Below are 23,731 nucleotides of genomic sequence, written 5' to 3'. Positions count from 1 at the left end.
CCTTTCGCAAAGAGGACGCCCATGTCCGCCGTCACCGCGACTTTTCCAGAAGCCGTCTTCCTGCGACGGCCCGACGAAACCGGATATGGGTTCTTCTTCCACGGCGAGGAGGATTTCCGCCACGCCGCCGACAGTTTTTCCAAACCCGTTCTGCAAAGCTTCGCCGGTGAACCCGTTCCCGGCCAGCCCGACCCCCAGGAACATCTGAAGGTCGCCATCGCCACCTTCATCGGCCAGGCCTTCGACAAGGCGGTTCCGGACGAAGTGGGAGCAGAGGGCATTTCGCGCGCCATCGCGGCCTGCATCCGGCATGCTTTCAAAGGCTCCATTCCCCGCGTCGTCGTCGTGGAACATAAGAAAGGCCGGATCAGTCTTCGCCCCGGCATCGAATTCATGCGCCATCCGGGCCATCCCCTGGCGGTGGTCGTCGACGCCGACGCCCACGGCGGCGAGGCGCGTTTCTTTTCCTCGGTCGAGCATTTCCGCAAAGTGGGGGAAAGCGAACCCAATCCCCGTTGTTGGCTTCCCCAGATCGTTTATCGGCTCTACGACCGTACGCCCTCGGTAATCGCCGGCCGGCCGAGCGTCGACCGGACAACCGGGAAGCATAATGTCGAATGCCGGGGCCTGAGCTTCGGCGTCAAAGCCCCTCTGGAAGAGCGTCCGACGCACTAAAAGCCGTCCCGCCTCCCCTTATTCGCGCATGGGCTTCTCTCTCGCCACGGTTTCGGCTAATTTCCCGCGGCATTATCGAGGGTGGCACCCAGCCATCATCGTCCGCCTTCAGGAGCTTAAAGCCTCGATGTCCGTTCTTCTCGCCTCTCTCATCGCCTTTTTGCAAGGCGTGACTGAACTGTTTCCGGTCAGCAGCCTGGGACATGCCGTCATCCTGCCGGCGGTCCTGGGCCTCGGTATCGATCAACGGGCGCCGGAATTTCTTCCCTTCCTGGTTGTCTTGCACCTCGGAACGGCCGCAGCCTTGCTGCTCTATTTCTGGCGCGACTGGCTGGAGATCGTCTTCGGATTGTTGTCCGGCCAGCCGGATCGGCGGCGCGAGAGCGCCCGGGTCCTGACGTTGATGATCATCGCCACCCTTCCCGCCGCCGTTCTCGGCTTTCTGTTCGAACATAAGCTAAAGGATCTGTTCGGGATTCCGACGATCGCCGCCGGGTTCCTGTTCATCAACGGCTTCCTGCTGTTTTTCGGCGAACGCCTGCGTGTCCGTCACAATTCTCTGAACGCCCAGAAGGGATTGAGCGAGCTGACATGGAAAGGCGCCCTCGCCATCGGCTTTTGGCAATGCACCGCCTTCTTCCCCGGAATTTCCCGATCCGGCGCCACCATGGTCGGCGGCCTGCTCTCGGGACTTTCGCACCGCGCCTCGGCCCATTTTTCCTTCCTGATCGCCACCCCCGTCATCCTGGGCGCGGCCATTCTCGAAGTGCCGAAACTTCTCCATCACACGGCTCCCGCCGGCATGCTGACGGTCTCGCTGATCGGCGGCGCCGTCGCCGGCGTTACCGCCTTCGCCAGCATCGCCTTCCTGATGCATTATTTCCGCAAGCACGACTTCGAGGCGCTCAACCCGTTCGCCTTCTACTGCTGGCTGGCCGGCGGCGGTTCGCTGCTGTTCCTCTGGTTCGCCTGACCGTCAGGAAAATTCTCGCATGCTCGGCAGAACATTGACCACGATCGTCGAATGGTGCTGGCGTCACGCCAGGCTCGTGGCGCTGGCGGCGCTTGTCCTTACCGTCCTGCTGGGCGCCTATGCCGCGACGCATCTCGATCTCGACACCGACGAAAACAAGATGCTGTCTTCCGACCTTCCCTTCAGGAAGGCGGAGCGGGCCTTCGACAAGGCCTTTCCGCAGGGTACCGATCTGCTGGTGGCGATCATCGACGCCCCGACCACGGGCGAGGCCGAGGACGCGGTCAACCGTTTGCAGGAACGGCTGGCGGCGCGAAAGGATCTGTTCAAGGACGTCCGCCGTCCGCCGGAGGAACTGTTCTTCCGGAAACATGGCCTGCTATTCCTGTCGACCGATGCGCTGACGGAACTGTCGGACCGCCTGATCCAGGCGCAACCGATGTTGGGGGCGCTATCCCACGATCCGTCGCTGCGCGGCATGCTGGGCGCCGTCGACATGGCCCTGGAAGGGATTTCCCGGGGCCTGATGGGCATCGACGATCTGGTTCCCCTGCTCGCCCATCTCGACGAACCGGCGGCGGCCATCGCCGATGGCATATCCGCCCCGCCTCTCTCCTGGCAATCCTTGTTCGGCGACGTCGCGTCTCGCGACCAGCCCAGACGTTTCCTGATCACCCAGCCGATTCTGCGCTATGACGATCTGGTCGCCGGCGCCCAGGCATCGGAAGCCATCCGCCAGGCCGCCCGCGAACTGGGGATGACGCCGGAGCATGGGATCAGACTGCGGCTGACCGGTCAGGTCGCCCTCGCCGACGCCAATTTTTCCACCGTCGCCGCGGGGGTCGAGATTTCGGCCCCGCTATCGCTGCTGGCGGTTTCCCTGCTGTTGTTCTTCGCCGTGCGATCCGGCCGGGTGGTGATCGCCATCCTGCTCAGCCTGGTGGTCGGGCTGGTGGCAACGGGGGCTTTCGCCGCCGCGACGGTGGGAACCCTCAATCCCATCTCGGTGGCCTTCGCCGTCATGTTCGTCGGCATCGCGGTGGATTTCGCCATTCAATTCGTCGTGCGATTTCGCGATGAGCGGCATCGCTCGGGCGAGGACACGCCCGCCATGGCGGCCACCGCCCGGGGCATGGCTGGACCGCTGTCCGTGGCCGCCCTGGCCACCGCCGTCGGATTCCTGTCTTTTCTTCCTACCGCCTATATCGGCGTCTCGCAACTGGGGCTGATCGCCGGCGGCGGAATGATCATCGCCCTGATCGTCGATTTCACGGTCCTGCCGGCCCTGCTCGCCCTTCTGCCCACGCCACCGGAGAAGTCCGAGGTCGGATTGCCTCTGGCCCGTCTCGACAGTTGGCTGGTCCGCCATTGCGGAGCCGTGGTCGGCGCGGCCGGCCTGCTGGCCCTGGCCGGCCTGATGTTGCTGCCGTCGCTGCCCATGGATTTCAATCCGCTGCATCTGCAAGACCCCCGGGACGAGGCGGTCTCGACGTTCCTCGACCTGGCCCGCGATCCGGACAATGGAAGCTACGCCATCGATGTCCTGACGCCGTCACAAAAGGACGCGCAAGCCCTGGCGGACCGCTTCGACCCTCTGCCCGAAGTCGCGCGGACCATGACGATCGATACTTTCGTGCCGGATCATCAGGACGATAAACTGGCCATCTTACAAGATCTGGCATCGCTGCTGGGACCGACGCTTTCGCCGGCGAGCGTTCTCGCCCCCCCGTCTCCCGAAGCGCTGATCGAGGCCTTGACGGCGACTGCGGCCAAACTTGAAACCGTTGTCGGCAACGACGCGCGGGCCAAGGCCTTGGCCACACACTTACGCCAAGTCTCCCTGCTCGGTCCAAAAGGAGTCCTGGAACTCCAACAGGCCCTGACCAGCGGATTGGCCGGACAAGTGGACAGCCTGCGGCAAATGCTGCGGGCCGCGCCCGTCACCTTCGCCGACCTGCCGGCCGAGGTGCGCCGGGAATGGCTGACCGGAGATGGCCGCGCCAGGGTCCAGGTCGTTCCCAAGGCAGATCTCGAAGACCGCGCGGCGATGACGCATTTCGTCAAAATCGCCACGGCCATCGCGCCCAACGCGACGGGCGTACCCATTTCCATCGAACAATCGGGCCAAGCCGTCATTCATGCCTTCGAGCAGGCCGGCCTGTCGGCCCTCGCCGCCATCGCCATCCTTCTCGGCCTGATGCTGCGCCGCTGGCTGGATGCCATTCTCGTCGTCCTGCCGCTGGTCATGGGGGCGCTGTTCACCGTCATCGGACTGGTCTGGAGCGGCATCGCCATCAACTTCGCCAACATCATCGCATTGCCCCTGCTGTTGGGGATCGGCGTCGCCTTCAATATCTATTACGTCGTCAATTGGCGGGCCGGAGTGACCGGTCCGCTGCAATCGGCCACCACCCGCGCCGTTCTGTTCAGCGCGCTCACCACGGGGTCGGCTTTTGGCAGCCTCGCCGTATCGCCACATCTGGGAACCGCCTCCATGGGGTTGTTGCTGTTTCTTTCGCTTGGATTGTCCGTGCTGACCACGTTCATCCTCATGCCCGCCCTGTTCGGTCTTCTGGCACGGTGGCGGCGATGAGCAAGCGACTGATCGTCACCGCCGATGATTTCGGCCGTGCCCTGCCGGTCAACGAAGCCGTCGAGGATGCGCATCAACGCGGCATCCTGACCGCAGCCAGCCTGATGGTGACCGGCGATGCCGCCGCGGACGCCGTGGAACGCGCGCGGCGCCTGCCGACATTGGGTGTCGGCCTGCATATCACCCTGGTCGACGGGAAACCCGCTCTGCCCCCGCAGCAGATTCCCGATCTGGTCGAAGCGGATGGCTATTTCACCGACCGACTGGTTTCCCTGGGTGTCCGTATTTTCTTCAACCCCCGGACTCGCCGGCAACTGGCCGCCGAACTGCGCGCCCAGTTCGAACTTTACCGGGCGACGGGACTGCCGCTCGGCCATGTCGATGCCCATCATCACTATCATCTGCATCCGACCGTCTTCGACATGCTGGTCGATCTGGCCCGCGAATACGGAGCCCCCGCCATCCGCGTGCCGTGGGAACCGCCGACGTCGGCGCTTGGTCGCCTCAATATGCTTTTTCATGGCAGACGCGTCCGGCGCATGCGCCGCAAGCTGGCACGCGCCGGATTGGTCGCCAACGACAGGGTGTTCGGCATCGAGGGCAGCGGCGGGATGGACCGCGAACGCCTGGTGGCCGTCCTCGGACGCTTGCCAGACGGTTTGAGCGAGGTCTACGGCCACCCCGCCACCGGGGGATGGACCGACCGTCCCATGCCCCCCTCCTATCGCGGCGTCGACGAATACCGCGCCCTGATCGCCCCGGAAACCGCCGCGGCGTTCGAACGTTCGGGCGCCGTCCTGACGACCTTCGCCGCCGAGGCGGCTCGTTTGGCGGGAGCCGCTTGATGGCCGCCCTCGTCCGTTTCCTGCTGATCGCCGTCATTCTCGCCACGGCCTGGGCCTTCCGCAGCCATCTGGGCGACGTCGGAGGAGCTTTGGCCGGCGCCGGCTGGAGCGGCGTCGCGCTGATGAGTCTTTACCACCCTCTGGCCATCGCCCTTTGTGGCCTGGCCTGGTTCTCGCTGGAAACCGGCGGCACGCCGATGACCTTCATCCTGGGCCGCTGGGTCCGCGACGGCGTCGGCGAGTTGGCGAGCTTTCTGCCCCTCGCCGGAGAAATGGCGGGAGCCCGCCTGCTCATCTGCGGCGGCATCCGACCGGCGGCGGCCGGAGCCATGACCGTGGTCGATGTGACCGCCGAAGTCCTGGCGCAATTTCTATTCAGCCTTGTCGGTGTCACCATCTGGCTGACCCGCCATCCCACCGGCGACATGGTCCGCTGGGCGATGATCGGGCTGGGGCTCAGCATTCCCATCCTGGCCGCCTTCGTGCTGCTGCAGCGCTCGTCCGTCATGCGCTTCCTCGAGACGCTGCCGTCCCGCCTGTTGCCGAAGGTTTGGCCGGCCCCCGACGCCGAAAACGGCATTCATGCCCGCATCACCGCGCTCTGGGCCGATCATCGGCGAGTCGGATCGGCCGTCCTGCTTCATCTGGCGGCCTGGACGGTAAGCGCCGGCGAAGGCTGGCTCGCCTTGAAGCTGCTTGGTCATCCCCTGCCCTTCATCGATGTCCTGGCGCTGGAATGCATCATCTTCGCCATCCGCAGCGGGGCGTTCTTCATTCCCGCCGCGCTGGGCGTCCAGGAGGGCGGTTACATGCTGCTGGGCGCCGTGCTCGGCCTGCCGCCGGAAGTGGCCTTGGCGGTCTCTCTCCTGAAACGCGGGCGGGCGGTCATCCTGGGCGTTCCCGCCCTGCTGACCTGGCAACTTCTGGAGGGCCGGGCCGCCCGCCAACGCACGGCCTGTCGCCCCTCCGCTCAATAGGTGACCTTCACCGACAGATAGTAGCTGGTTTCCATGCGTTGCGGGGCGCTGTCCTGGTAGGGCCACAGATTTTCGGCCACCGCCTCGACGGTCACGAACTCGTTGGCGTGCCAGGCGACGCGCGGCGAGAGGATCTTATAATCCTTGATCGTCACGATCGACGCCTTGGGCCGCAGGCCCGGTGTGATGACGATCCCCTTGGTTGGCGAAACATAGGTCGCGTAGAGATCGCTTTCCCAGACGTCCCAGGCATAGCCCAGGTGGGCGTTCAGCTTGTTCGTCGGCTGGGCATTGCGGTAACCCCAGTCGAAATGCTCGTGCAGCCGTTCGTAAGTGTAATTCCCCCCCCAATTCCAGCCCGTCCTCGTCTTGTGATTCAAGGAAAGCTCCAGGCCGTTGGCGACCGATCCCGTCGCCATTCCGGAAGTGAAGCTCAAGACGCCGTTCACCATCCCATAAGGACTGCTGATGTGCTTCATGGTCATTTCATGAAACACATTGGCGTTCATCGTCGCATCGATCACGGGCAGCTTGCGTTCCCAACCGAACTGATAGTCGTAGACGGACGCGACATCGAGATAGGGGCTGCCGTAATAAGTGAACCCGCCATATCGGCGCACATATGTCTGGACTTGCCCAAAATCGCTGAGGGACGGAAGTTTCAGACCTCGCGCGAAGGATAGGCGCAGGCTGTCGAGATCGCTCACCTTCGTAATAAGGGCTGAATTGACGGATACGCCCCCGATCGAACGGTCGTAGTCGCTGTTGGAATAAGGATCGGCGAGAGGACTGGGACCGCTCCGCTCCAGTTGGAAATAGTCGTAACGGACGGCGTTCACCGCCGAGACGGCCGGTGAAAAACTATGTTCCCACATCAACGAGCCGGCAGTCTGATTGCCGGTCAGCGATCCCCCACCCGTCAGGCCGCCGGCCGCCATCTCGCTTCTCCGCCCTTCGGCGCCGACGCGGAAACTGTCATCGGCCCCCCACTTGAACAGATCGGAAACCTGCGCCACCGCGATCCGGTCGGTGATATCGAACGTCCCGTAGGTTTGCGACTGCACCCAGGGCATGTCGATCGCCGTGTAATAGGCGGTAGCATTCACCTGGCCCGCAGGCGTCTCGACGGTATAACCGGCCTTGATCGAATCGGTCTTGATACGGGTGTCGAAAAACGGATAAAGGGCGATCCACCGCATGGTGACGTCGGTATGCGCGGCTTCCGCATCGATCCGCCCTCCGCCCTCCGGCAGGGTAAAACCCGCATCGGCGGAGACGGACTTCCGGTTGGGATTTTTGGCGAAGGCCATATTGTCGGAGGTGCGGTTGATGATGCCGAAATCATGGGCATGATCGTCGGCGGCGGTGATCCGGATCCCCGCCCCTTCGCCCAGGGACTGGGTCACCGAGGCGGCCAAGTCCCGGCGGCTGTGATTGCCGATGCGGGCGCGCGCCATGTTGACCTTGTCGTCGACCGGATCGAAGGTCACGATATTGATCACGCCATCGACGGCATTGAAGCCGTAAAGCGCGCTTTGCGATCCCTTGATGACCTCGATCTGGCGGATCTCTTCGAGTTCCACCGGCAGGGTCGCCCAGAAATCCTCGCCAAAACCATCGAAATAGACCTGCCGGCCATTGAGCAGCACCATGACCCGGCTTCCCAAAGGCTGCTGATAGCCGCGAATGGAGGTTTCCGCCGTTCCCGAAGAGGAATGAGCCACATCGATACCCGAAAGACGGCGCAAGAGGGTCGGGATGTCGCGGGCCCCCGAACGGGCGATATCATCGGCGCCGATCACGTCCATGATGACGGGCGTATCCGATATCCGCTCGGGTTTGCCCGTGGCGCTCACCGTCACCGGTTCTCCGAACAAGGCCTCGTAACGCCCATAGTCGAACTGCTGGGCGGAGGCTCCGCCGGCGAGAGGTAGCAGCATCAATGCGCCGAGAACGAAGAGGCGTCCCCCGTTCACCCTAGTACTCCGTTACCATCATGCGGAACGCCTCGATGAAATGGACATCCGAGATTTCCGAAACGCGACGGCTGAGGATCACCTCGACCCGAGGCGCGCTGACCACCGCGGCGGTACATATGCCCGCCCGCACGCAGGCTGGATCGGTCGAGATCATAAGGACCGCGTTTTTTTTGGCAAATTCCAGAATGGCGGGATAGCCGGCTTCGCTGGATAAGGCGATCAGCCCGACCCGCGCCCCTTGCGCCTCCTCCAGATTGTGGAGATCCACCAGAATCGGCATCAAGGGCGTTTTGGCGCTGTCCGCATCGCCGGAGAGCAACGCCATGATGTTCTGGGCGTCGTCCCGCGAGTCCTTGCTGTGCGAATCGAAAAAGACGGCCAGCGGGCTTCCCACCGGTGGCGGCTTGGACAGGAACCCGACGATCCGCACCGCGATCTGAAGGTCTTTAAGAGACGTGGCAAAGCACGCACCTGGATAAATCAAGCACGCCAGCAACACAGTCCCCACCAAGCCAGCGCGGATCATCGGCACACTTCCGATAGGTGATCACCTGCAGCAACTCTAACGCTAAGGGGAAACTGCGAGTGATGTCAAGGAATTGAAAGGATTATTCAGAATAAATTTTCTTCAATTCCGCTAATATTCCTATGCCGGCACGAAATAAATTAAAACTCTACACTCGTTAGAACACTTTATGCGATCTGAAATATATTAATCGCCGAAAACTAATTGATTTTCAATCAAAATAGGAAACAGCAAATGACAGAATGACGAGACATTACTACACAATATCACATCAATTACTATTTAATTCATGATTAACAGAGCCATCTCCATTTGTTACAAATGTAACTTTCCAGAAACTACAGATCAGCGACCAGACTCGACGCACAGTTATATTATTTCAAAAATAACTGTGAACCAGCACTAAACTTCGCAACACCTCCTCCAAAAGAAGCGACGAAGCCCAGTCAACCATGCTAAACCAAGTTGATGAGCGATACAGAAGATCCCATTCGCCTTTTCCTGCTGACCGCCCTGACCGACGAAACGTCAAAAGGGCTGCAGGAACTGGCCCGCACCTTTCACGCAACCCGCGCCAAGCCCAGCGACCCGCCGGACGCCTGGCGCCGTTACCTGACGGCCGTCCGCCAGCAGGCGCTGTCCCTCGCCCGTTCAGGTGAACTTGAATTTCTCAGAAAGGGAAAACCTGTCGCCCCCGACGATGTGAAGGGGGTGGTGCGCATCCGCCGGAAAAGCGGAACGCCTTAAACTGAAATTAAAGAAAAGTTGGGGCCCGAAACGTGAGATCGGGCCCCAGAAAGATCAGGCCGGCACACAGGTCTCATCGACCGGACATACCGACGCGCACTGCGGCGAATCGAAATGCCCCTCGCATTCCGTGCATTTGTTGGGATCGATCACGAAGACGCCCGCTTTCTCCGAAATTGCCTTGTTGGGGCATTCGAATTCACACGCACCACAACCGGTGCATTGCGAGGCGACGATCTTATAGGCCATATGGAACTCCTCTCGATTGGAAGGCGCTGCCTTTCCGGCGACGGAGAGCTTATACATCAAACTATATGGTGATTGCCACCGGGGTATCGTGCAATTCCGCTTAAAACTTGTGGGCAAGCATCAGGGCCCCCAGCAACAGCACGACCACCGCTTGAACAGCCACCCGCAAATTCATCAGACGGTTGGCCCAACGCCGATTGGCTTCGCCGCCTCTGGCGAACACCACCACCCCCGTCATCAGCACTCCGACGACGGCAAGCAGGGCGGCGCCGAGAAGAATCGAAAGGACCGTGATCATCGCAGGGATGTGGGGGGACATCCTCGATGAAAAAAGCCCTGGGCAACCTCAAAGGCAAAAAATCCCTCCCCGACGGTCCGATTTTCCCCGCACGAACCGATTTGCCTATATAATAGGCAAAATTACGGTGATCAAAAAGCTTGATCTATAAACTTCAGAATCTATTTAATTTCCACAAAAAATTACGAATATAGAACGTTATGTAAAATATAACCTCATGAATAAAACGATAAATATCTATAATTAACTTATATTAACATTTTTATGTCTTATCGATATTTTGAATATTTCAATATTAAATCTCATAATATAATAAAATTACCGATGTAGTCTATATAAATGTCACATTATTTTAATTCTAGCGCGACATATTCGCCATTAAAAAGACGCAAAGCGGCTTGACAGCCGGCTGGCATGGGGTACGGTCAAAGAAGTGGCAATTTTCGGACTTCGGATTGACCGACCGGCTTAACACCGAAGGCTGAAACCGAACCCCACCTGCTCACAAAACAACAATTGGGCTCTGATGGAATATTTTATTCAGCAACTCATCAATGGGATTAGTCTCGGGGCAATTTATGGCCTCATCGCCATCGGATATACGATGGTTTATGGCATTATCGGCATGATTAATTTCGCCCATGGCGAAATTTATATGATTGGTGCCTTTGTTTCGTTAATCGGTTTTCTTTTTATGGGCGTGTTGGGAATCAGCTATATTCCTCTGGCTCTTTTCCTGGTCTTGTTGATGGCGATGTTGTTCACCGCCATATATGGTTGGGCGATCGAGCGCATCGCCTATCGCCCGCTGCGCGGCTCAGTCAAGCTGGCGCCCCTCATTTCGGCCATCGGCATGTCCATCGTCTTGCAGAACTATGTGCAGTTGACGCAAGGGGCCCGCGTCAAACCCTTACAGCCGATCATTCAAGGGGGCTTCGAACTGTCCGGCGCCAACGCCGACTTTCATGTGCGCCTCAGTTATCTTCAGATCGTCATCGTTTTGCTGACCATCGCCTTGATGAGCATCTTCACCTATGTCATCACGCGCACCCCCCTGGGCCGCGCCCAGCGGGCGACCGAGCAGGACATGACCATGGCCTCGCTGCTCGGGATCAATGTCGACCGGATCATATCGACGACGTTCGTGATGGGCGCCGCGCTGGCCGCCGTCGCCGGCCTGATGGTGACGCTCTACTACGGCGTGATCGACTTCTATATCGGCTTCATCGCCGGCATGAAGGCTTTCACCGCGGCGGTTCTGGGGGGAATCGGCTCCCTGCCCGGCGCCATGCTGGGAGGGTTGCTGATCGGCCTCATCGAGGCCTTCTGGTCGGGCTATTTCAGCATCGGTTACAAGGACGTGGCGGCGTTTTCCATCCTCGTCCTGGTTCTAATCTTCCGCCCGACGGGCCTGTTGGGCAAACCCGAGGTCGAGAAAGTCTGATGGCGACGACATCTTCCGCTCCGCTGCCGCCCAAACGGAACGACGGCCCCGCCTGGATGCCGTCGCTCCTGAAGGATGCCTTCGCCGCCGGAGTGCTGGCCGCCCTGCTTGCCCTGCCCATGCTGGGATTCCGTCTGGTCGATTCGGCACAGGGGCTGTCCCTGGACTATCGCTTCAGCTGGGTCGGCATCGCCTTCGCCGCCGTCTTCGCCGGACGGCTCGCCATCTCGCTGGCCAGGAACGCCTGGGACGGGCGGCGCCGGCCGATGCGGGAGCGGGGAACGGAGGAAAGCCACGGCCTGCGTTTGCGCAAGCTGGCGGGCTGGCTGATGGTGGCGGCCGCCCTGCTGCTGCCCTGGACCCCCATCGCCGACCGCAACCTGATCGACAAGGCCACCCTGCTTCTCATTTATGTGATGCTGGGCTGGGGGCTCAATGTGGTGGTGGGATTGGCCGGTCTTCTCGATCTCGGCTATGTCGCCTTCTACGCCGTCGGCGCCTATTCCTACGCCCTGCTGTCGCAAAATTTCGGACTGTCCTTTTGGCTTTGCCTGCCCCTGGCCGGCGCCTTCGCCGCCACCTTCGGCATGCTCCTGGGCTTTCCCGTCCTTCGCCTGCGCGGCGATTACCTGGCCATCGTAACCTTGGGCTTCGGAGAAATCGTCCGCGTCGTCCTGCTCAACTGGCAAGTGGTGACGGGCGGGCCCAACGGGCTGTCGGGCATCCAGCGGCCGAGCTTCTTCGGATTGCCCTTCCTGGCCGCGGTTCCCGGCAAGACCACGTTCCACGAATTTTTCGGCCTTCCCTTTTCGCCCGATCATCGCATTCTGTTTCTTTATTACCTGATCCTGATCCTGGCGCTGGCCACCAACCTGTTCACCTTGCGCATCCGGCGCCTGCCCATCGGCCGCGCCTGGGAAGCCCTGCGCGAGGACGAGACGGCCTGCCGCAGTTTAGGGATCAACCCGACCAAGACGAAGCTGTCGGCCTTTGCCACCGGCGCGATGTTCGCCGGATTCGCCGGATCCTTCTTCGCCACCCGGCAGGGCTTCATCAGCCCGGAAAGCTTCACCTTCCTCGAATCGGCGATCATTCTCGCCATCGTCGTCCTGGGCGGTCTGGGAAGCCAGATCGGTATCGTCCTCTCGGCCTTCCTGCTGGTCGGATTGCCCGAATGGTTCCGTGAATTGCAGCAATACCGCATGCTGGCCTTCGGCGGCGCCATGGTCCTCATCATGCTCTGGCGGCCGCGCGGCCTGTTGTCCAGCCGCGAACCGACCGTCCGCCTGGGCAAGACGCCGAAGGCGCCGGAGCCAATGCCCGCCGGGGAGGGAGCGACGCCATGACGATCGCCGCCAATCCCACCCCCTTGCTCCGGGTCGAACATCTGACCATGCGTTTCGGCGGACTGTTCGCCATCAACGACTTGTCCTTCGCGGCGAAGCAACAGGAAATAACCGCCATCATCGGCCCCAACGGAGCCGGAAAAACCACCGTTTTCAATTGCCTGACGGGATTTTACAAACCCAGTTCCGGCCGACTGACGCTGACGGCGCCCGACAGCGACACCCCCCATCTCCTGGAACGCATGGACGGCTTTTGCATCACCAAGGACGCAAAGGTCGCGCGGACGTTCCAGAACATCCGTCTCTTCTCCGGCATGAGTGTTCTCGAAAACCTGCTGGTGGCGCAACACAACGCCTTGATGCGGGCCTCGGTCTATTCCCTGGCCGGCCTTCTCAATTTGAAGTCTTACCGGGTGAAGGAGCGGCAAAGCATTGAAAAGGCGAAATACTGGCTGGAAAAAATCGGACTGACGGCGCAGGCCGACTGGTCCGCCGGCAACCTGCCCTACGGGTCCCAGCGCCGTCTCGAAATCGCCCGGGCCATGTGCACCGATCCCGTCCTGCTTTGTCTCGACGAACCGGCGGCCGGGCTCAATCCGAAAGAGTCCCTCGAACTCAACGACCTTTTACTGGATATCCGCCGCGAGCAGCGGATCGGCATCCTGCTCATCGAGCATGATATGAGCGTGGTGATGAATATTTCCGATCATATCGTGGTGCTCGACCATGGCGCCCGCATCGCGGACGGCTCGCCCATCGAAATCCGCAACGATCCGGCGGTCATCCGCGCCTATCTCGGCGCCGACGAGGATGAAGACCTGCCCCAGGAGATCGCCACGGACATCCGGCACGCCGCCCAAAGGGAGGCCCGCTGATGCTCTCGATCCGCAATCTGCAATCGGGCTACGGCCGCATCCAGGCTCTGCACGGCATCGACGTCGATGTCGCCGAAGGCGAGATCATCACCCTGATCGGCGCCAACGGAGCCGGCAAGACCACCCTCCTGATGACCATCTGCGGGAAGCCGCGCGCCAGCCAGGGGGAGATCGTCTTCGAAGGCGAGGAAATCACCCGTCTACCGACCTTTCAGATCGCCCGGCGCGGCATCGCCCATGCCCCGGAGGGCCGACGGATCTTTCCGCGCATGACGGTGCGCGAAAATCTGCAGATGGGCGCGGCGGTAACGCCTCCGCAGTATTTCACCGACGATCTCGACCGCGTGCTGACCCTGTTCCCGCGCCTGCGCGAAAGGCTGGATCAACGCGGCGGAACCCTGTCGGGCGGCGAACAGCAGATGCTGGCCATCGGCAGGGCCCTGATGGGCCGGCCCCGGCTCCTGATGCTGGATGAACCATCTCTCGGCCTGGCTCCCCTGGTCGTCCGGCAGATCTTCCAGATCATCCGCGAAATCAACCGCGAACAGAAAGTCACCGTGTTCCTGGTCGAACAAAACGCCTTCCATGCGCTGAAACTGGCGCACCGGGCCTATGTCATGGTCAACGGACGCATCGCCATGAGCGGCACGGGCGAACAACTCCTCGCCGATCCGGCGGTCCGCGCCGCCTATCTGGAGGGTGGGCATCCCGCCGCCGAAGAGACGGAGGAGGCAAGATGAGCGGTTTCCAGACCATGTTCGGCGCGACACCCGCCGTCTTCCTGGGCATCACGGTGATCTTCATGGGCGGCTGCGCGATCATGACCGGCCAAGCTCTGGCCCGGACTTGGCGGCCGCTCTGGTACACCCTGCCCTACATGTTTCTCCTGGGAGCGGGAGACCGTTTCCTGGTCTATGCTCTTTTCAATGGACAATTTCTGTCCCTGCCCGGCTATCTGTTGGACAGCGCGACGTTGTTTCTGTTCGCCATGCTCGCCCACCGGGTCACCCGGGCGGGGCAGATGGTTTCGCAATATCCCTGGCTTTACAAACGCATTGGATTGTTTCGCTGGTCGGAAAACGACGGCTCCCCGCCTAACCCGACTTAATCTTGCGGGCTTGGGTGGCACTGCTACTATGAAGAGATATTTCCAACCAGTCTTCGCCTGCGGCTTGCCGCGTCTGTTCAAGGAGTGTCCATCTATGAAGAGGAACACCTATGTTCTATTGGCCGCCTTGGCCGCCTCTCTGGTTTCAATCCAGACGGCAAGGGCCGACATCGTCGTCGGTGTCGCCGGCCCGCTGACCGGCAGCGAAGCGCAGTTCGGCGAACAGTTCCGGCAAGGGGCGACCAAGGCCGTCGCCGATATCAACGCCAAGGGCGGCGTGCTTGGCCAGCAGTTGCAACTGGCTCAGGGCGATGATGCCTGCGACCCGAAACAGGCGGTGAGCGTCGCCAACGATTTCGTCGCCAAGAAGGCCGCCGTGGTGGTCGGACATTTCTGCTCCAGTTCCTCGATTCCCGCCTCCGACGTATATGCCGAGGCGAATGTCGTGCAGATCTCGCCCGGCTCGACCAATCCCAAATATACCGACCGGGGCCTGACCAACGTCTTCCGCGTATGCGGCCGCGACGACGCGCAAGGCCCAACCGCCGCCAAATATGTCGCGGAGCATTTCAAGGGCAAGACGGTCGCCATCGTCCATGACAAATCGACCTATGGGAAGGGCTTGGCCGACCAGTTCCAGACCGCGCTCAACGGTCTGGGCGTGAAGGAAGTCCTTTACGAGGCGATCACGGCCGGCGAGAAGGACTATTCTCCGCTGGTCTCCAAGCTGAAGGAAGTCAAGGCCGACATCGTCTATTTCGGTGGCTACAAGACCGAGGGTGGCCTGATCGTCCGCCAGATCCGCGATCAGGGCCTGAAAGCCACGCTGATCGGCGGCGACGCCCTGGTCACCGAGGAGTTCTGGGCGATCACCGGCCCCGCCGGCGAAGGCACGCTGATGACCTTCGGCCCCGATGCCCGCCTCGACCCCGCCAATGCCACCCTGGTCAAATACTACCGTGACCAGCATTACGAGCCTGAGGCTTACACGCTCTATACCTATGCCGCGATCCAGGCCTGGGCACAGGCGGCGCAAAAGGCCGGCAGCGTCGACGGCACCAAGGTTGCCGCGGCCCTTCGGGCCAACCAGTTCGACAGCGTGCTGGGCAAGATCGGCTTCGATGCCAAGGGCGACGTGACCGCCCCCGGCTATGTCTTCTACGTGTGGAAAGACGGAAAATACCTCTACGCCCAGTAACGTTCGATCCGCTCGGGATGGGGCTCGGTTCCGGAGGGGACCGGGCCCTTTTCCTGGCAGCGTGTTACGGCCGCTTCATCGCCTGGATCAACCGCTCCAGGCCATCGAGAAAGCGCGAGCGGTCCTGCTTCGAATAGGACGAGGGGCCTCCCCCGGTGATGGCTCCCGTATCGCGCAGCTCGGTCATCAGGTCGCGGACGGCCAGGGCCATGCCAATGGAATCCTCGTCGAAATGTTTGCCGCGCGGATCGATCCCCCGCGCGCCCTTTTCCAGGCAGCGGGCCGCCAGCGGCACATCGGCCGTCACCACGATATCGCCGGGAAGGATGCGTTCGACGATGCGATCGTCCGCCTCGTTCAAGCCTTCGGCCGCCACCACCTGTTCGACCAGAGGATGGTCGTAGCCCCGCATCCAGCTATTGCCGATGAAGATCAACGGCAGATCGTGACGAAGCGCCACGCGAAAGATCTCGTCCTTCACCGGACAGGCATCGGCATCGACAAACAGGCGCATCGCATTCTCGTCCATTAATACCAATTCTCGGTGATCGGAACCGATCACCGAGCCCTCAATCGCCGGGCGGGTTTCTTCGAAACCCTGGGCTTCGCGCCAATGATGGCGCGGGCCCTCAATGGGCCAGACCAAGTCTCGATGAGGCATCCTCATCGAGACTTGGTATAATACCGACGAGCCTCTGACGCGGCTCGCCTCGTTGTCCGGTCGTCATAGAGGGTTCCCCGTCAAATCTCAACGCCCGCATCGAAAATAGACCATGGGATTTTCCGGAGAACCGTCCGAGAATACCCTTCGAACGCCCCCTTCCCCGCCCGGATGACAGCGCATGAATAAACGGACGCAGCCAATCATCATCACCGCCTTCTGCTGCCTCTTCCCGCTGGCCGCCATGGCCGAGGGCGCGAAGGAACAACCTGAGGCGGGCCTGAGCGCCATCCCATCCCTGGACGTGGCCCGCTACATGGGCACCTGGTACGAAATCGCCAAATATCCCAACCGGTTCCAGAAGAAATGCGCCACCGACACCAGGGCGGACTACAGCCTGGACGAGGATGGAGATGTCCGGGTGGTCAACCGCTGCAAACTGCCCAATGGCGAAACGGCCGAGGCGGTCGGCGCCGCCCGGCAGGTGGGGACGGCGACGTCGGCGACGCTGAAGGTTCGCTTCGCCCCGTCATGGCTTTCGTTCCTGCCGATGGTCTGGGGCGACTACTGGGTCATCGATATCGACGAGGGCTATCAGCTCGTCGCGGTCAGCGAACCGACCCGGGAATATCTCTGGATCCTTTCCCGGACGCCGAAGGTCGATCCCCCGGCTTATGACGCCCTCCTGCAACGGCTGCTCCGGAAGGGCTTCGATCTCGGTAAACTGGAGATTTCCCGGCAAGGGGACTGATACCGGGTTCGATAAGTCATCCTCATCGCACCCGGTATCAGGGCTATATCTATCTGGCGCCTGACTCCGGCCGCCGAGCCAGGAACAGCATCTCTCCCGCCATCGAATAACGTTCGACCACCGCAGGTTCGACATCCGCGCTGCGCAAAATTTCCCCAAAAAATCCCTCGGCTCGGATACGCTCGATCAAGTCTTCGCCATAAAAACGAACGTGATCGTGTTGGCCGAACCGTCGCTCGCGTTCAGCCTCCGTGGTAATCGACGGATCTTCATCCGTTGGCTGGCCGTTCGGACGAATGGGGACCGTAATAACGCAAAGCCCATTTGGACGAAGCATTGTGAAAATATTACGCAACGCCGCCCGGTCGTTCGGAATATGTTCAAGGACGTGATTAATGAGAATGACGTCGAACGCGGCCTCGGAAATGATTTCACTCTGTAGATCGATTCGATGCGTTACATCGCGTCGCTCGATGTCACAGCTTTCATAGATCAGACCCGGTACCGCCTTAAGGCAACGGCCCAGCGAGCGCTCTGGCGCGACATGGAGAAATCTATTCCCCTTCGCCAAAGCATCGGGGTGTTTTTCCGTCAGATACCAAGCTATCAAACGATGTCTGTTTCCCGCCTTACAGTGCGGACACCAGCGTTCGCGCCGATCAGACGTGAGCGCCGCGTACGGTCCGCGCCAGCCGCAAATATTACATTCAAGTCGATGCTCGACATTCATGATGTCGCGCCAGGGAATTCGACGAAACACACGAAAAGGCGTATGAATGCGTAAATCAAAAAAATTATTATTATAATAAGATGACAGCATTTGGCAGTTCTTCTTGCTTAAGACTTTCATTAATCTAGGGGATTTGGTTACCGACCAGGGTCGGATAAGGATTCCAATTCCCCTGCGCAATGATAATCTATTGCCCACACAAACGAAATCCTTGCCATTGCCCCGTTCCGAGTCGTTTGGATTATATTACGTCTGCCGGACAGCCCACTCCGGCGACAATCATCAGGAACGCCCAGAGGGTGTATCTCACTGCGGACTGTGTCAACGATTATGAGGCAAGCCGATGCAGTTCCTGACGCATCCTCGTGGTGAAAATCTGACGGATGGCGCCCCGCCATACTGGCCCGTCGCGGGCTATCTCAGCTCAAAAAATGACACCCGGCCACTCACCGCGACGGACCACTTTCCATGTCGCCGTAAACCCGTTCCCGAAGATCGCTGCCGGGTTCAGCGTTTTTCACGGACGACCACATAGTCCAGTTTGATCGCCGACTGTAATTCGGCCAACCGGTTCAACAACCGCCCGCTCAGCACCGTGCCCACCCCGAGAAGCAGTTCGCCGGTCGGACCACGAATATTTTCCGCCAGGATCGAACCGGCGGCCACTTGATCCAGGCGCATCTTAACGGTCCCCGGTACCGCCGTCGCTGCGCTCGTCGCCGCAGGCGACGATTGGTTCGTTTTCTGCAAGAGAACCCCGGACTTGGCGGAGGTGGTGGTCACCGGCTTGTTGCTTAACAACAACTTGCCGGCCTTGTCGATATCGACCGCCGCGTACTCGGCCGCAGGCCTGACGTCACGCGCTTCGCTGAATATCTTCGATAGACGATCGGTCAAGGCCGCTTCGGAGACCGGCTTGATCAAAAAAGCGTCGACATCGAGGGCCATCGCCGCCCCCACCAGGGCAAAGTCGGAATTCCCGGTCAGCATTAGCACATTGGTATTGCGCGAAACTTTGGCCTCGCCGCTACGAATCATCTTCAACAGCCTCAACCCATTGATTTCCGGCATATTGAAATCGAGGATGAGGGCAGACAAACTGTCTCCAAGGACCTTGATCTGTGACAGCGCATCGGCGCCATCGACCGCCTGGATAATGTCCTCACAGCCCAGATCGCGCGCCATTCGGACGACGAAGAAGCGGCTAAACGACTCGTCGTCGGCGACAAGAAGCCGGCGGCCGGCCAGTATTGTTTTCTGAGCGGACATTCCCCCCTCCCCGCGCCTCCGCCAGCCAGTGGAAACCACGCTCTAACTCGTTTTCAAGCCCTTGGCCTTAGCGCACGCATCCGCGTGATTGGCCGCGGCGTCAATGGCCGCTTCTAGAGCAAGTTTCCACTCCCCATCCGTCAATGCCCCCCGCCGGCGGGCAAGAGGCGCCGCTCGGGGGTGGACGGGCCTGCTGATTCTATAATTTATCAACAGGCCCCGGATCCCCCTTTTAATGGGCGGAGGCTCCTTCCGCTCCCAGACCCGTCTCGGAACGGATCAGTTGGGCTTCGAAGGCCTCCTGTTCGCGCTTCGCCTGGGGGCTCTTGTCGATGACCGAGAAGAACCAGGTGGCGACGAAGGCTAGCGGCATCGAGAAGATGGCCGGATATTTCAGCGGGAAGACGGCCTCGGGATATTTCAGCACGTCCACCCACACGGTCGGCCCGAGGACGGTCAGGATCACCGCAGCCGCCAGTCCGATGAAGCCGCCGGTCACGGCACCCCGCGTGGTCAGTCCGCGCCAGAACATCGACATGACGAGCACGGGGAAATTGGTGCTGGCCGCGATGGCGAAGGTCAACCCCACCATATAGGCGACGTTCTGCTTCTCGAAGATGATGCCCAGGATCACGGCGATCACGCCCAGACCCAGGCTGGCCGCCTTGGACACCAGAACCTCATGCTGTTCATTCGTCCGCCCGCGGAAGAAGACGTTGGCATAGAGGTCATGGGAAATGGCCGAGGCCCCGGCCAGCGTCAGGCCGGACACCACCGCCAGAATGGTGGCGAAGGCCACCGCCGAGATGAAGCCCAGGAACAGATCGCCGCCCACCGCATGGGCCAGATGCACCGCGGCCATGTTGTTGCCGCCGCGCAGGGCCTTGCCGGCCGCGTCGAGATATTCCGGATGACCGCCCACCAACACGATGGCCCCGAAACCGATGATGAAGGTCAGAATGTAGAAATAACCGATGAAGCTGGTGGCGTAGAACACCGACTTCCGCGCCGCCTTGGCATCGGGAACCGTGAAGAAGCGCATCAGGATATGCGGCAACCCGGCGGTGCCGAACATCAGGGCCATGGCCAGGGAAATCGCCTCGACCGGATTGGCCACCAAGGTGCCCGGGCCCATGATCGCCCCATGCTTGGGATGAACCTCGACGGCCTTGGCGAATAGGGCCTCGAAACTGAAGTTGAACTTCACCAGCACCGCCAAGGCGATGAAGGTGGCACCGGCGAGTAGCAGGCAGGCCTTGATGATCTGCACCCAGGTGGTGGCCTTCATGCCGCCGAAGGTGACGTAGATGATCATCAGAATGCCGACGATGATCACCGCGTAGAGGTAATCGAGACCGAACAGCAATTTGATCAACTGACCGGCGCCGACCATCTGGCCGATCAGATAGAAGATCACCACCACCAACGATCCCGTCGCCGCGAAGGTCCGCACGGGCGTCTGCTGCAGGCGGTAGGAGGCGACATCGGCGAAGGTGTATTTGCCGAGGTTGCGCAACCGCTCGGCAACCAGGAACAAAATGATCGGCCAGCCGACCAGCCAGCCCACGGAATAGATCAACCCGTCGAAACCCGACCCGTAGACCAGGGCCGAAATTCCCAGGAACGACGCCGCCGACATATAGTCGCCGGCGATTGCCAGGCCATTCTGGAAACCGGTAATTCCACCGCCCGCGGCGTAGAAGTCGGATGCCGTCCGGGTATGTTTCGCCGCCCAGTAGGTGATGCCGAGCGTCAGGCCGACGAAGGCGACGAACATGAGAATGGCATGCCAGTTGGTGGCTTGCTGTTGGGTCTGCCCCACATCGCCGGCGGCCAGGGCCAGAGTCGGAAGAAGCGTTAAAGCGGCTGTCCCGATGAACGTACCAAAAAGGGAATGCTGTCTCATTTCTCGCCCTCGATCAGATCCTTGGTCAAATCGTCGAACTCGCCATTGGCGCGATAGACATAGACGCCGGTCAGGGCGATGGCGCTCAGGATCACGCCGACTCCCAGGGGGAAACCGATAGTTGTCACGCTGCCCTGGCTGATGGGGGTGGCGAGAAACTTCGGCGCAAAAGCGATGATGAGAATGAAACCGTAATAAATCACCAGCACGAGAGCCGACAGGGCCCAGGCAAACCCGGAACGCTTGGCGACCAGCTCGGCGTATTTAGGATTGCTTCTTATTCTTTGGGCAGACAATTCGTTGGACATGGACCGCTCCTTCTTCAACGTCTTCCTTATGTTTTCCAACTCGTCCGGAACCTGCCGGACGAGATCGGATCGTCAGTTGGGGGAGCTTCGCCTTTAAAGACCCAGCCGGGCGCTTTCTTACTATTCTCGAGCACCTTTCCCCGTCGCCCGGTTTGTCATGTTTACCAATTCGGCCGGACTCCGAAAACCTTTGGTTTCATTAAGGATAGGCTGCCATTAGAGACACGTCAACAGTACTAATTTCAAGAAAGCCCCTTATAACACTAGGCATATGGCGTATAAATCCGGATATTAAAATTTATCAACGATTCTATTACTGCAATAAACAACAACTACGCTACGATATTATTATAATTAATCAATGGTAATAAAACGCTGATCAGCAAAATAAAGGATCATTCCGGGCAGTTATACCCGATTGATATATTGGGAATTCATCGACCTTTCCGCAAGAGACCATCAGCATGCACAACCATAAGTCATGGTCTCTGCATGGATCTTTTTCTTAATCTCGAAAACGGCCTTCCGCTTCCCGCTTGTCTTTTTTTGTTTCGGCCGCGACGAATGGCCGATTTTTTCCTCGGTGCCGGCGACATGGCCATTAGCGCCCGCCCCCCGCCTCACAATATTTATACAATGATAATTATTACATGTTCAAACGATTGTCCGCCCCTTTTCTCGGGGAGAGCATCGGGATATGGTGACGGCACCATGCAGGATGTCTCGACGCTGACCCGCCTTGACAGTTTCCCCTACCGCCACCGGCTGGCCGAGGTCATGGCGCAACCGGTGCTGACCGCTCTTGTGGATATCAGCGTCGCCGCCGCCTGCGATCGGATGGACAGGGCCAAGGTCAGCTCCCTGGTCGTCGTCGACGAGGCGGGCCGCGCCCTGGGCATGGTCACCGAACGCGATATTCTGCGCTGTCTGGCGCAAGCGCGGGCCGCCGCGCTGGACATGCGGCTTTTCGAAGTCATGTCCAGTCCCGTTCATTGCGTGCCCGGAGACGCCTATCTTTATGTCGCCATCGCCCGCATGACGCGATTGGGCCTGCGCCATCTCGTCGTCGTCGACGGTACCGACCGGCCGGTCGGCATGATCACCGGACGCGCCCTTTTGAAGGTACGGGCCAGTCAGGCGCTGGTCATCGGCGACGACGTCGCCCAGGCGGAAGGCGCCGCCGACATGGATCGCGCCCGCAAGGCGCTGCCCGACCTGGCGGCCGGCCTGCTGGCCGACGGCGTCTCGGCACGCGACGTCGCCGCGGTGATCAGCACGGTGCTGCGCGACATCACCACCCGCGCCGCAGAACTGGCCGAACGCGGCATGATCGCCGATGGCTGGGATGGCGCCCCCTCGCCATTCGCCCTGTTGATCCTGGGTTCGGGCGGGCGGGGCGAAAGCCTGCTGAGCTTCGATCAGGACAATGCGATCGTCCATACCGGGCCCCCCGCCCACGACGTCTGGTACGCGGAATTCGCCCGGCGTCTGAACGGCACCCTGAACGAGGCGGGCATTCCTTACTGCGAAGGCGACGTGATGGCGCGCAATCCCTTCTGGCGCCGATCGTTGGACGACTGGCGGACGGAAATCCGCCATTGGGTGTTCGAACCCAAGATGCAGACGGTGATGAACGTCGACATCTTCTTCGATTTCCTGCCTGTCTACGGAGACCGGGATCTGGCCCGGGAGCTCAAGCGGATTGCCTTCGATACCGCCGCCACCTCGGCCTTCTTCCTGCAATTCCTGGCCATCAACGTCGCCCGGATGGACGTTCCGCTCGGCATCTTCGGCGAATTCACCACCACCCACGGCAAGCTCAACGCCAAAAAGTTCGGCCTGCTGCCGCTGGTCTCCGCCGCCCGCGCGAAGGCGGTCAAGTCGGGAATCGAGGCACCCGGCACGGCCGACCGCTATCGGGCCCTGGCCGAGGCAGGCCTGTTGCACGACGATGATCTGGCAAGCCTGCTCGATGCCCACGAGATCATCCTGCGCGTCATGCTGGAGCAGCAACTGCGCGACATCGCCGCCGGAGGCGCCCCCTCGGCCCGCATCGAACCCCGCCAGCTGCCCCGCCTGACGCAAAAGCGGCTGAAGACGGCCTTCAAACGGATCCGCACGCTGAAAACATTGATCGGCAGCCTGCAGGCCGGTTAGCTTAGTGGCGCGTTTCATCTTAAATGAAGCGCGCCTCCGGCCCGAGCGGCGCCTGAGCCTGGCCGAAGCCGGAGACGAAGGCGTCACGAAAGAGTCCAATCGAAAGCGACCTGCCA

Annotated in this window: 23 protein-coding genes; 14 read left to right on the top strand and 9 right to left on the bottom strand. The window is 60.6% G+C overall.

Annotated elements, in window-relative coordinates:
* The first annotated feature begins 21 nt into the window (after positions 1–21).
* The 5 genes from CWS72_RS22960 to CWS72_RS22940 all read left to right on the top strand — a co-directional run bounded on the left by CWS72_RS22960 (position 22) and on the right by CWS72_RS22940 (position 6,063).
* The gene (locus CWS72_RS22960; protein WP_101252984.1) at positions 22–675 is read left to right on the top strand and encodes a hypothetical protein; all 654 of its coding nucleotides are present in this window, start codon (positions 22–24) and stop codon (positions 673–675) included.
* A 127-nt stretch (positions 676–802) separates the two neighbouring features.
* On the top strand, positions 803–1,648 hold the full coding sequence (locus CWS72_RS22955; RefSeq protein ID WP_101252983.1) for an undecaprenyl-diphosphate phosphatase: 846 nt from the start codon (positions 803–805) through the stop codon (positions 1,646–1,648).
* Positions 1,649–1,667: 19 nt separating this feature from the next.
* Positions 1,668–4,241, top strand: coding sequence for an MMPL family transporter (locus tag CWS72_RS22950; protein ID WP_101252982.1), 2,574 nt, complete (start codon positions 1,668–1,670; stop codon positions 4,239–4,241).
* Positions 4,238–5,086, top strand: coding sequence for a hopanoid biosynthesis-associated protein HpnK (hpnK, locus tag CWS72_RS22945; protein WP_101252981.1), 849 nt, complete (start codon positions 4,238–4,240; stop codon positions 5,084–5,086). Before CWS72_RS22950 ends, hpnK begins: the two co-directional genes overlap by 4 nt.
* Complete coding sequence (locus tag CWS72_RS22940) at positions 5,086–6,063, top strand: lysylphosphatidylglycerol synthase domain-containing protein (protein ID WP_241911863.1); 978 nt, start codon at positions 5,086–5,088, stop codon at positions 6,061–6,063. Before hpnK ends, CWS72_RS22940 begins: the two co-directional genes overlap by 1 nt.
* Here CWS72_RS22940 and CWS72_RS22935 read toward each other — a convergent pair.
* Positions 6,057–8,039 carry a TonB-dependent receptor plug domain-containing protein gene (locus CWS72_RS22935; RefSeq protein WP_101252979.1) on the bottom strand — a complete coding sequence of 661 codons (1,983 nt, stop codon included), beginning with the start codon at positions 8,037–8,039 and terminating at the stop codon, positions 6,057–6,059. The two genes, CWS72_RS22940 and CWS72_RS22935, sit on opposite strands and share 7 nt — an antisense overlap.
* 1 nt (position 8,040) lies before the next feature.
* Entirely contained in the window at positions 8,041–8,568 is a 528-nt protein-coding gene (locus tag CWS72_RS22930; RefSeq protein WP_146002842.1) for a hypothetical protein, read from the bottom strand.
* 468 nt (positions 8,569–9,036) lie between these two features.
* Here CWS72_RS22930 and CWS72_RS22925 point away from each other — a divergent pair, with 468 nt between their 5' ends.
* Complete coding sequence (locus tag CWS72_RS22925; protein WP_101252977.1) at positions 9,037–9,315, top strand: DUF3253 domain-containing protein; 279 nt, start codon at positions 9,037–9,039, stop codon at positions 9,313–9,315.
* A gap of 54 nt (positions 9,316–9,369) precedes the next feature.
* On the opposite strand, the gene CWS72_RS22920 is transcribed toward CWS72_RS22925, so the two are convergent.
* Entirely contained in the window at positions 9,370–9,624 is a 255-nt protein-coding gene (locus CWS72_RS22920) for a 4Fe-4S dicluster domain-containing protein (RefSeq protein ID WP_274540618.1), read from the bottom strand.
* A 40-nt stretch (positions 9,625–9,664) separates the two neighbouring features.
* On the bottom strand, positions 9,665–9,883 hold the full coding sequence (locus CWS72_RS22915; protein WP_241911862.1) for an HIG1 domain-containing protein: 219 nt from the start codon (positions 9,881–9,883) through the stop codon (positions 9,665–9,667).
* A 505-nt stretch (positions 9,884–10,388) separates the two neighbouring features.
* On the opposite strand from CWS72_RS22915, the gene CWS72_RS22910 reads away from it, so the two are divergent.
* The 6 genes from CWS72_RS22910 to CWS72_RS22885 all read left to right on the top strand — a co-directional run bounded on the left by CWS72_RS22910 (position 10,389) and on the right by CWS72_RS22885 (position 15,833).
* The gene (locus CWS72_RS22910) at positions 10,389–11,306 is read left to right on the top strand and encodes an ABC transporter permease subunit (protein WP_101252974.1); all 918 of its coding nucleotides are present in this window, start codon (positions 10,389–10,391) and stop codon (positions 11,304–11,306) included.
* On the top strand, positions 11,306–12,652 hold the full coding sequence (livM, locus tag CWS72_RS22905) for a high-affinity branched-chain amino acid ABC transporter permease LivM (protein WP_101252973.1): 1,347 nt from the start codon (positions 11,306–11,308) through the stop codon (positions 12,650–12,652). Before CWS72_RS22910 ends, livM begins: the two co-directional genes overlap by 1 nt.
* Positions 12,649–13,527, top strand: a complete 879-nt coding sequence (locus CWS72_RS22900) for an ABC transporter ATP-binding protein (protein WP_101252972.1) — start codon at positions 12,649–12,651, stop codon at positions 13,525–13,527. Before livM ends, CWS72_RS22900 begins: the two co-directional genes overlap by 4 nt.
* Positions 13,527–14,267, top strand: a complete 741-nt coding sequence (locus CWS72_RS22895) for an ABC transporter ATP-binding protein (protein ID WP_101252971.1) — start codon at positions 13,527–13,529, stop codon at positions 14,265–14,267. The genes CWS72_RS22900 and CWS72_RS22895 overlap by 1 nt, the downstream gene beginning before the upstream one ends.
* Positions 14,264–14,635, top strand: a complete 372-nt coding sequence (locus CWS72_RS22890; RefSeq protein ID WP_241911861.1) for a DUF6867 family protein — start codon at positions 14,264–14,266, stop codon at positions 14,633–14,635. Before CWS72_RS22895 ends, CWS72_RS22890 begins: the two co-directional genes overlap by 4 nt.
* A gap of 94 nt (positions 14,636–14,729) precedes the next feature.
* Positions 14,730–15,833 carry a branched-chain amino acid ABC transporter substrate-binding protein gene (locus CWS72_RS22885; RefSeq protein ID WP_101252970.1) on the top strand — a complete coding sequence of 368 codons (1,104 nt, stop codon included), beginning with the start codon at positions 14,730–14,732 and terminating at the stop codon, positions 15,831–15,833.
* Between the two features lie 64 nt (positions 15,834–15,897).
* On the opposite strand, the gene CWS72_RS22880 is transcribed toward CWS72_RS22885, so the two are convergent.
* A complete protein-coding gene (locus tag CWS72_RS22880; protein WP_199175900.1) occupies positions 15,898–16,347 on the bottom strand; it encodes a YaiI/YqxD family protein in 450 nt (149 codons plus the stop codon).
* Between the two features lie 328 nt (positions 16,348–16,675).
* Here CWS72_RS22880 and CWS72_RS22875 point away from each other — a divergent pair, with 328 nt between their 5' ends.
* Positions 16,676–17,245 (top strand): lipocalin family protein, encoded by a 570-nt coding sequence (locus CWS72_RS22875; protein ID WP_199175896.1) that lies wholly within the window; start codon positions 16,676–16,678, stop codon positions 17,243–17,245.
* Positions 17,246–17,294: 49 nt separating this feature from the next.
* On the opposite strand, the gene CWS72_RS22870 is transcribed toward CWS72_RS22875, so the two are convergent.
* From CWS72_RS22870 to CWS72_RS22855, 4 genes are all read right to left on the bottom strand, one after another.
* Complete coding sequence (locus tag CWS72_RS22870) at positions 17,295–18,065, bottom strand: methyltransferase domain-containing protein (protein ID WP_158240789.1); 771 nt, start codon at positions 18,063–18,065, stop codon at positions 17,295–17,297.
* Positions 18,066–18,482: 417 nt separating this feature from the next.
* Complete coding sequence (locus tag CWS72_RS22865) at positions 18,483–19,244, bottom strand: response regulator (RefSeq protein WP_101252968.1); 762 nt, start codon at positions 19,242–19,244, stop codon at positions 18,483–18,485.
* A gap of 232 nt (positions 19,245–19,476) precedes the next feature.
* Positions 19,477–21,150 (bottom strand): cation acetate symporter, encoded by a 1,674-nt coding sequence (locus tag CWS72_RS22860; RefSeq protein ID WP_101252967.1) that lies wholly within the window; start codon positions 21,148–21,150, stop codon positions 19,477–19,479.
* Complete coding sequence (locus CWS72_RS22855; protein WP_101252997.1) at positions 21,147–21,458, bottom strand: DUF485 domain-containing protein; 312 nt, start codon at positions 21,456–21,458, stop codon at positions 21,147–21,149. The genes CWS72_RS22860 and CWS72_RS22855 overlap by 4 nt, the downstream gene beginning before the upstream one ends.
* 711 nt (positions 21,459–22,169) lie before the next feature.
* On the opposite strand from CWS72_RS22855, the gene CWS72_RS22850 reads away from it, so the two are divergent.
* On the top strand, positions 22,170–23,615 hold the full coding sequence (locus CWS72_RS22850; protein ID WP_101252966.1) for a DUF294 nucleotidyltransferase-like domain-containing protein: 1,446 nt from the start codon (positions 22,170–22,172) through the stop codon (positions 23,613–23,615).
* The last annotated feature ends 116 nt before the right edge of the window (positions 23,616–23,731 follow it).

It is taken from the genome of Telmatospirillum siberiense, from assembly GCF_002845745.1.
Classification (GTDB): domain Bacteria; phylum Pseudomonadota; class Alphaproteobacteria; order Rhodospirillales; family Magnetospirillaceae; genus Telmatospirillum; species Telmatospirillum siberiense.
Note: the sequence above shows the minus strand (reverse complement) of the source record. Positions and strands in the feature narration are given on the sequence as shown.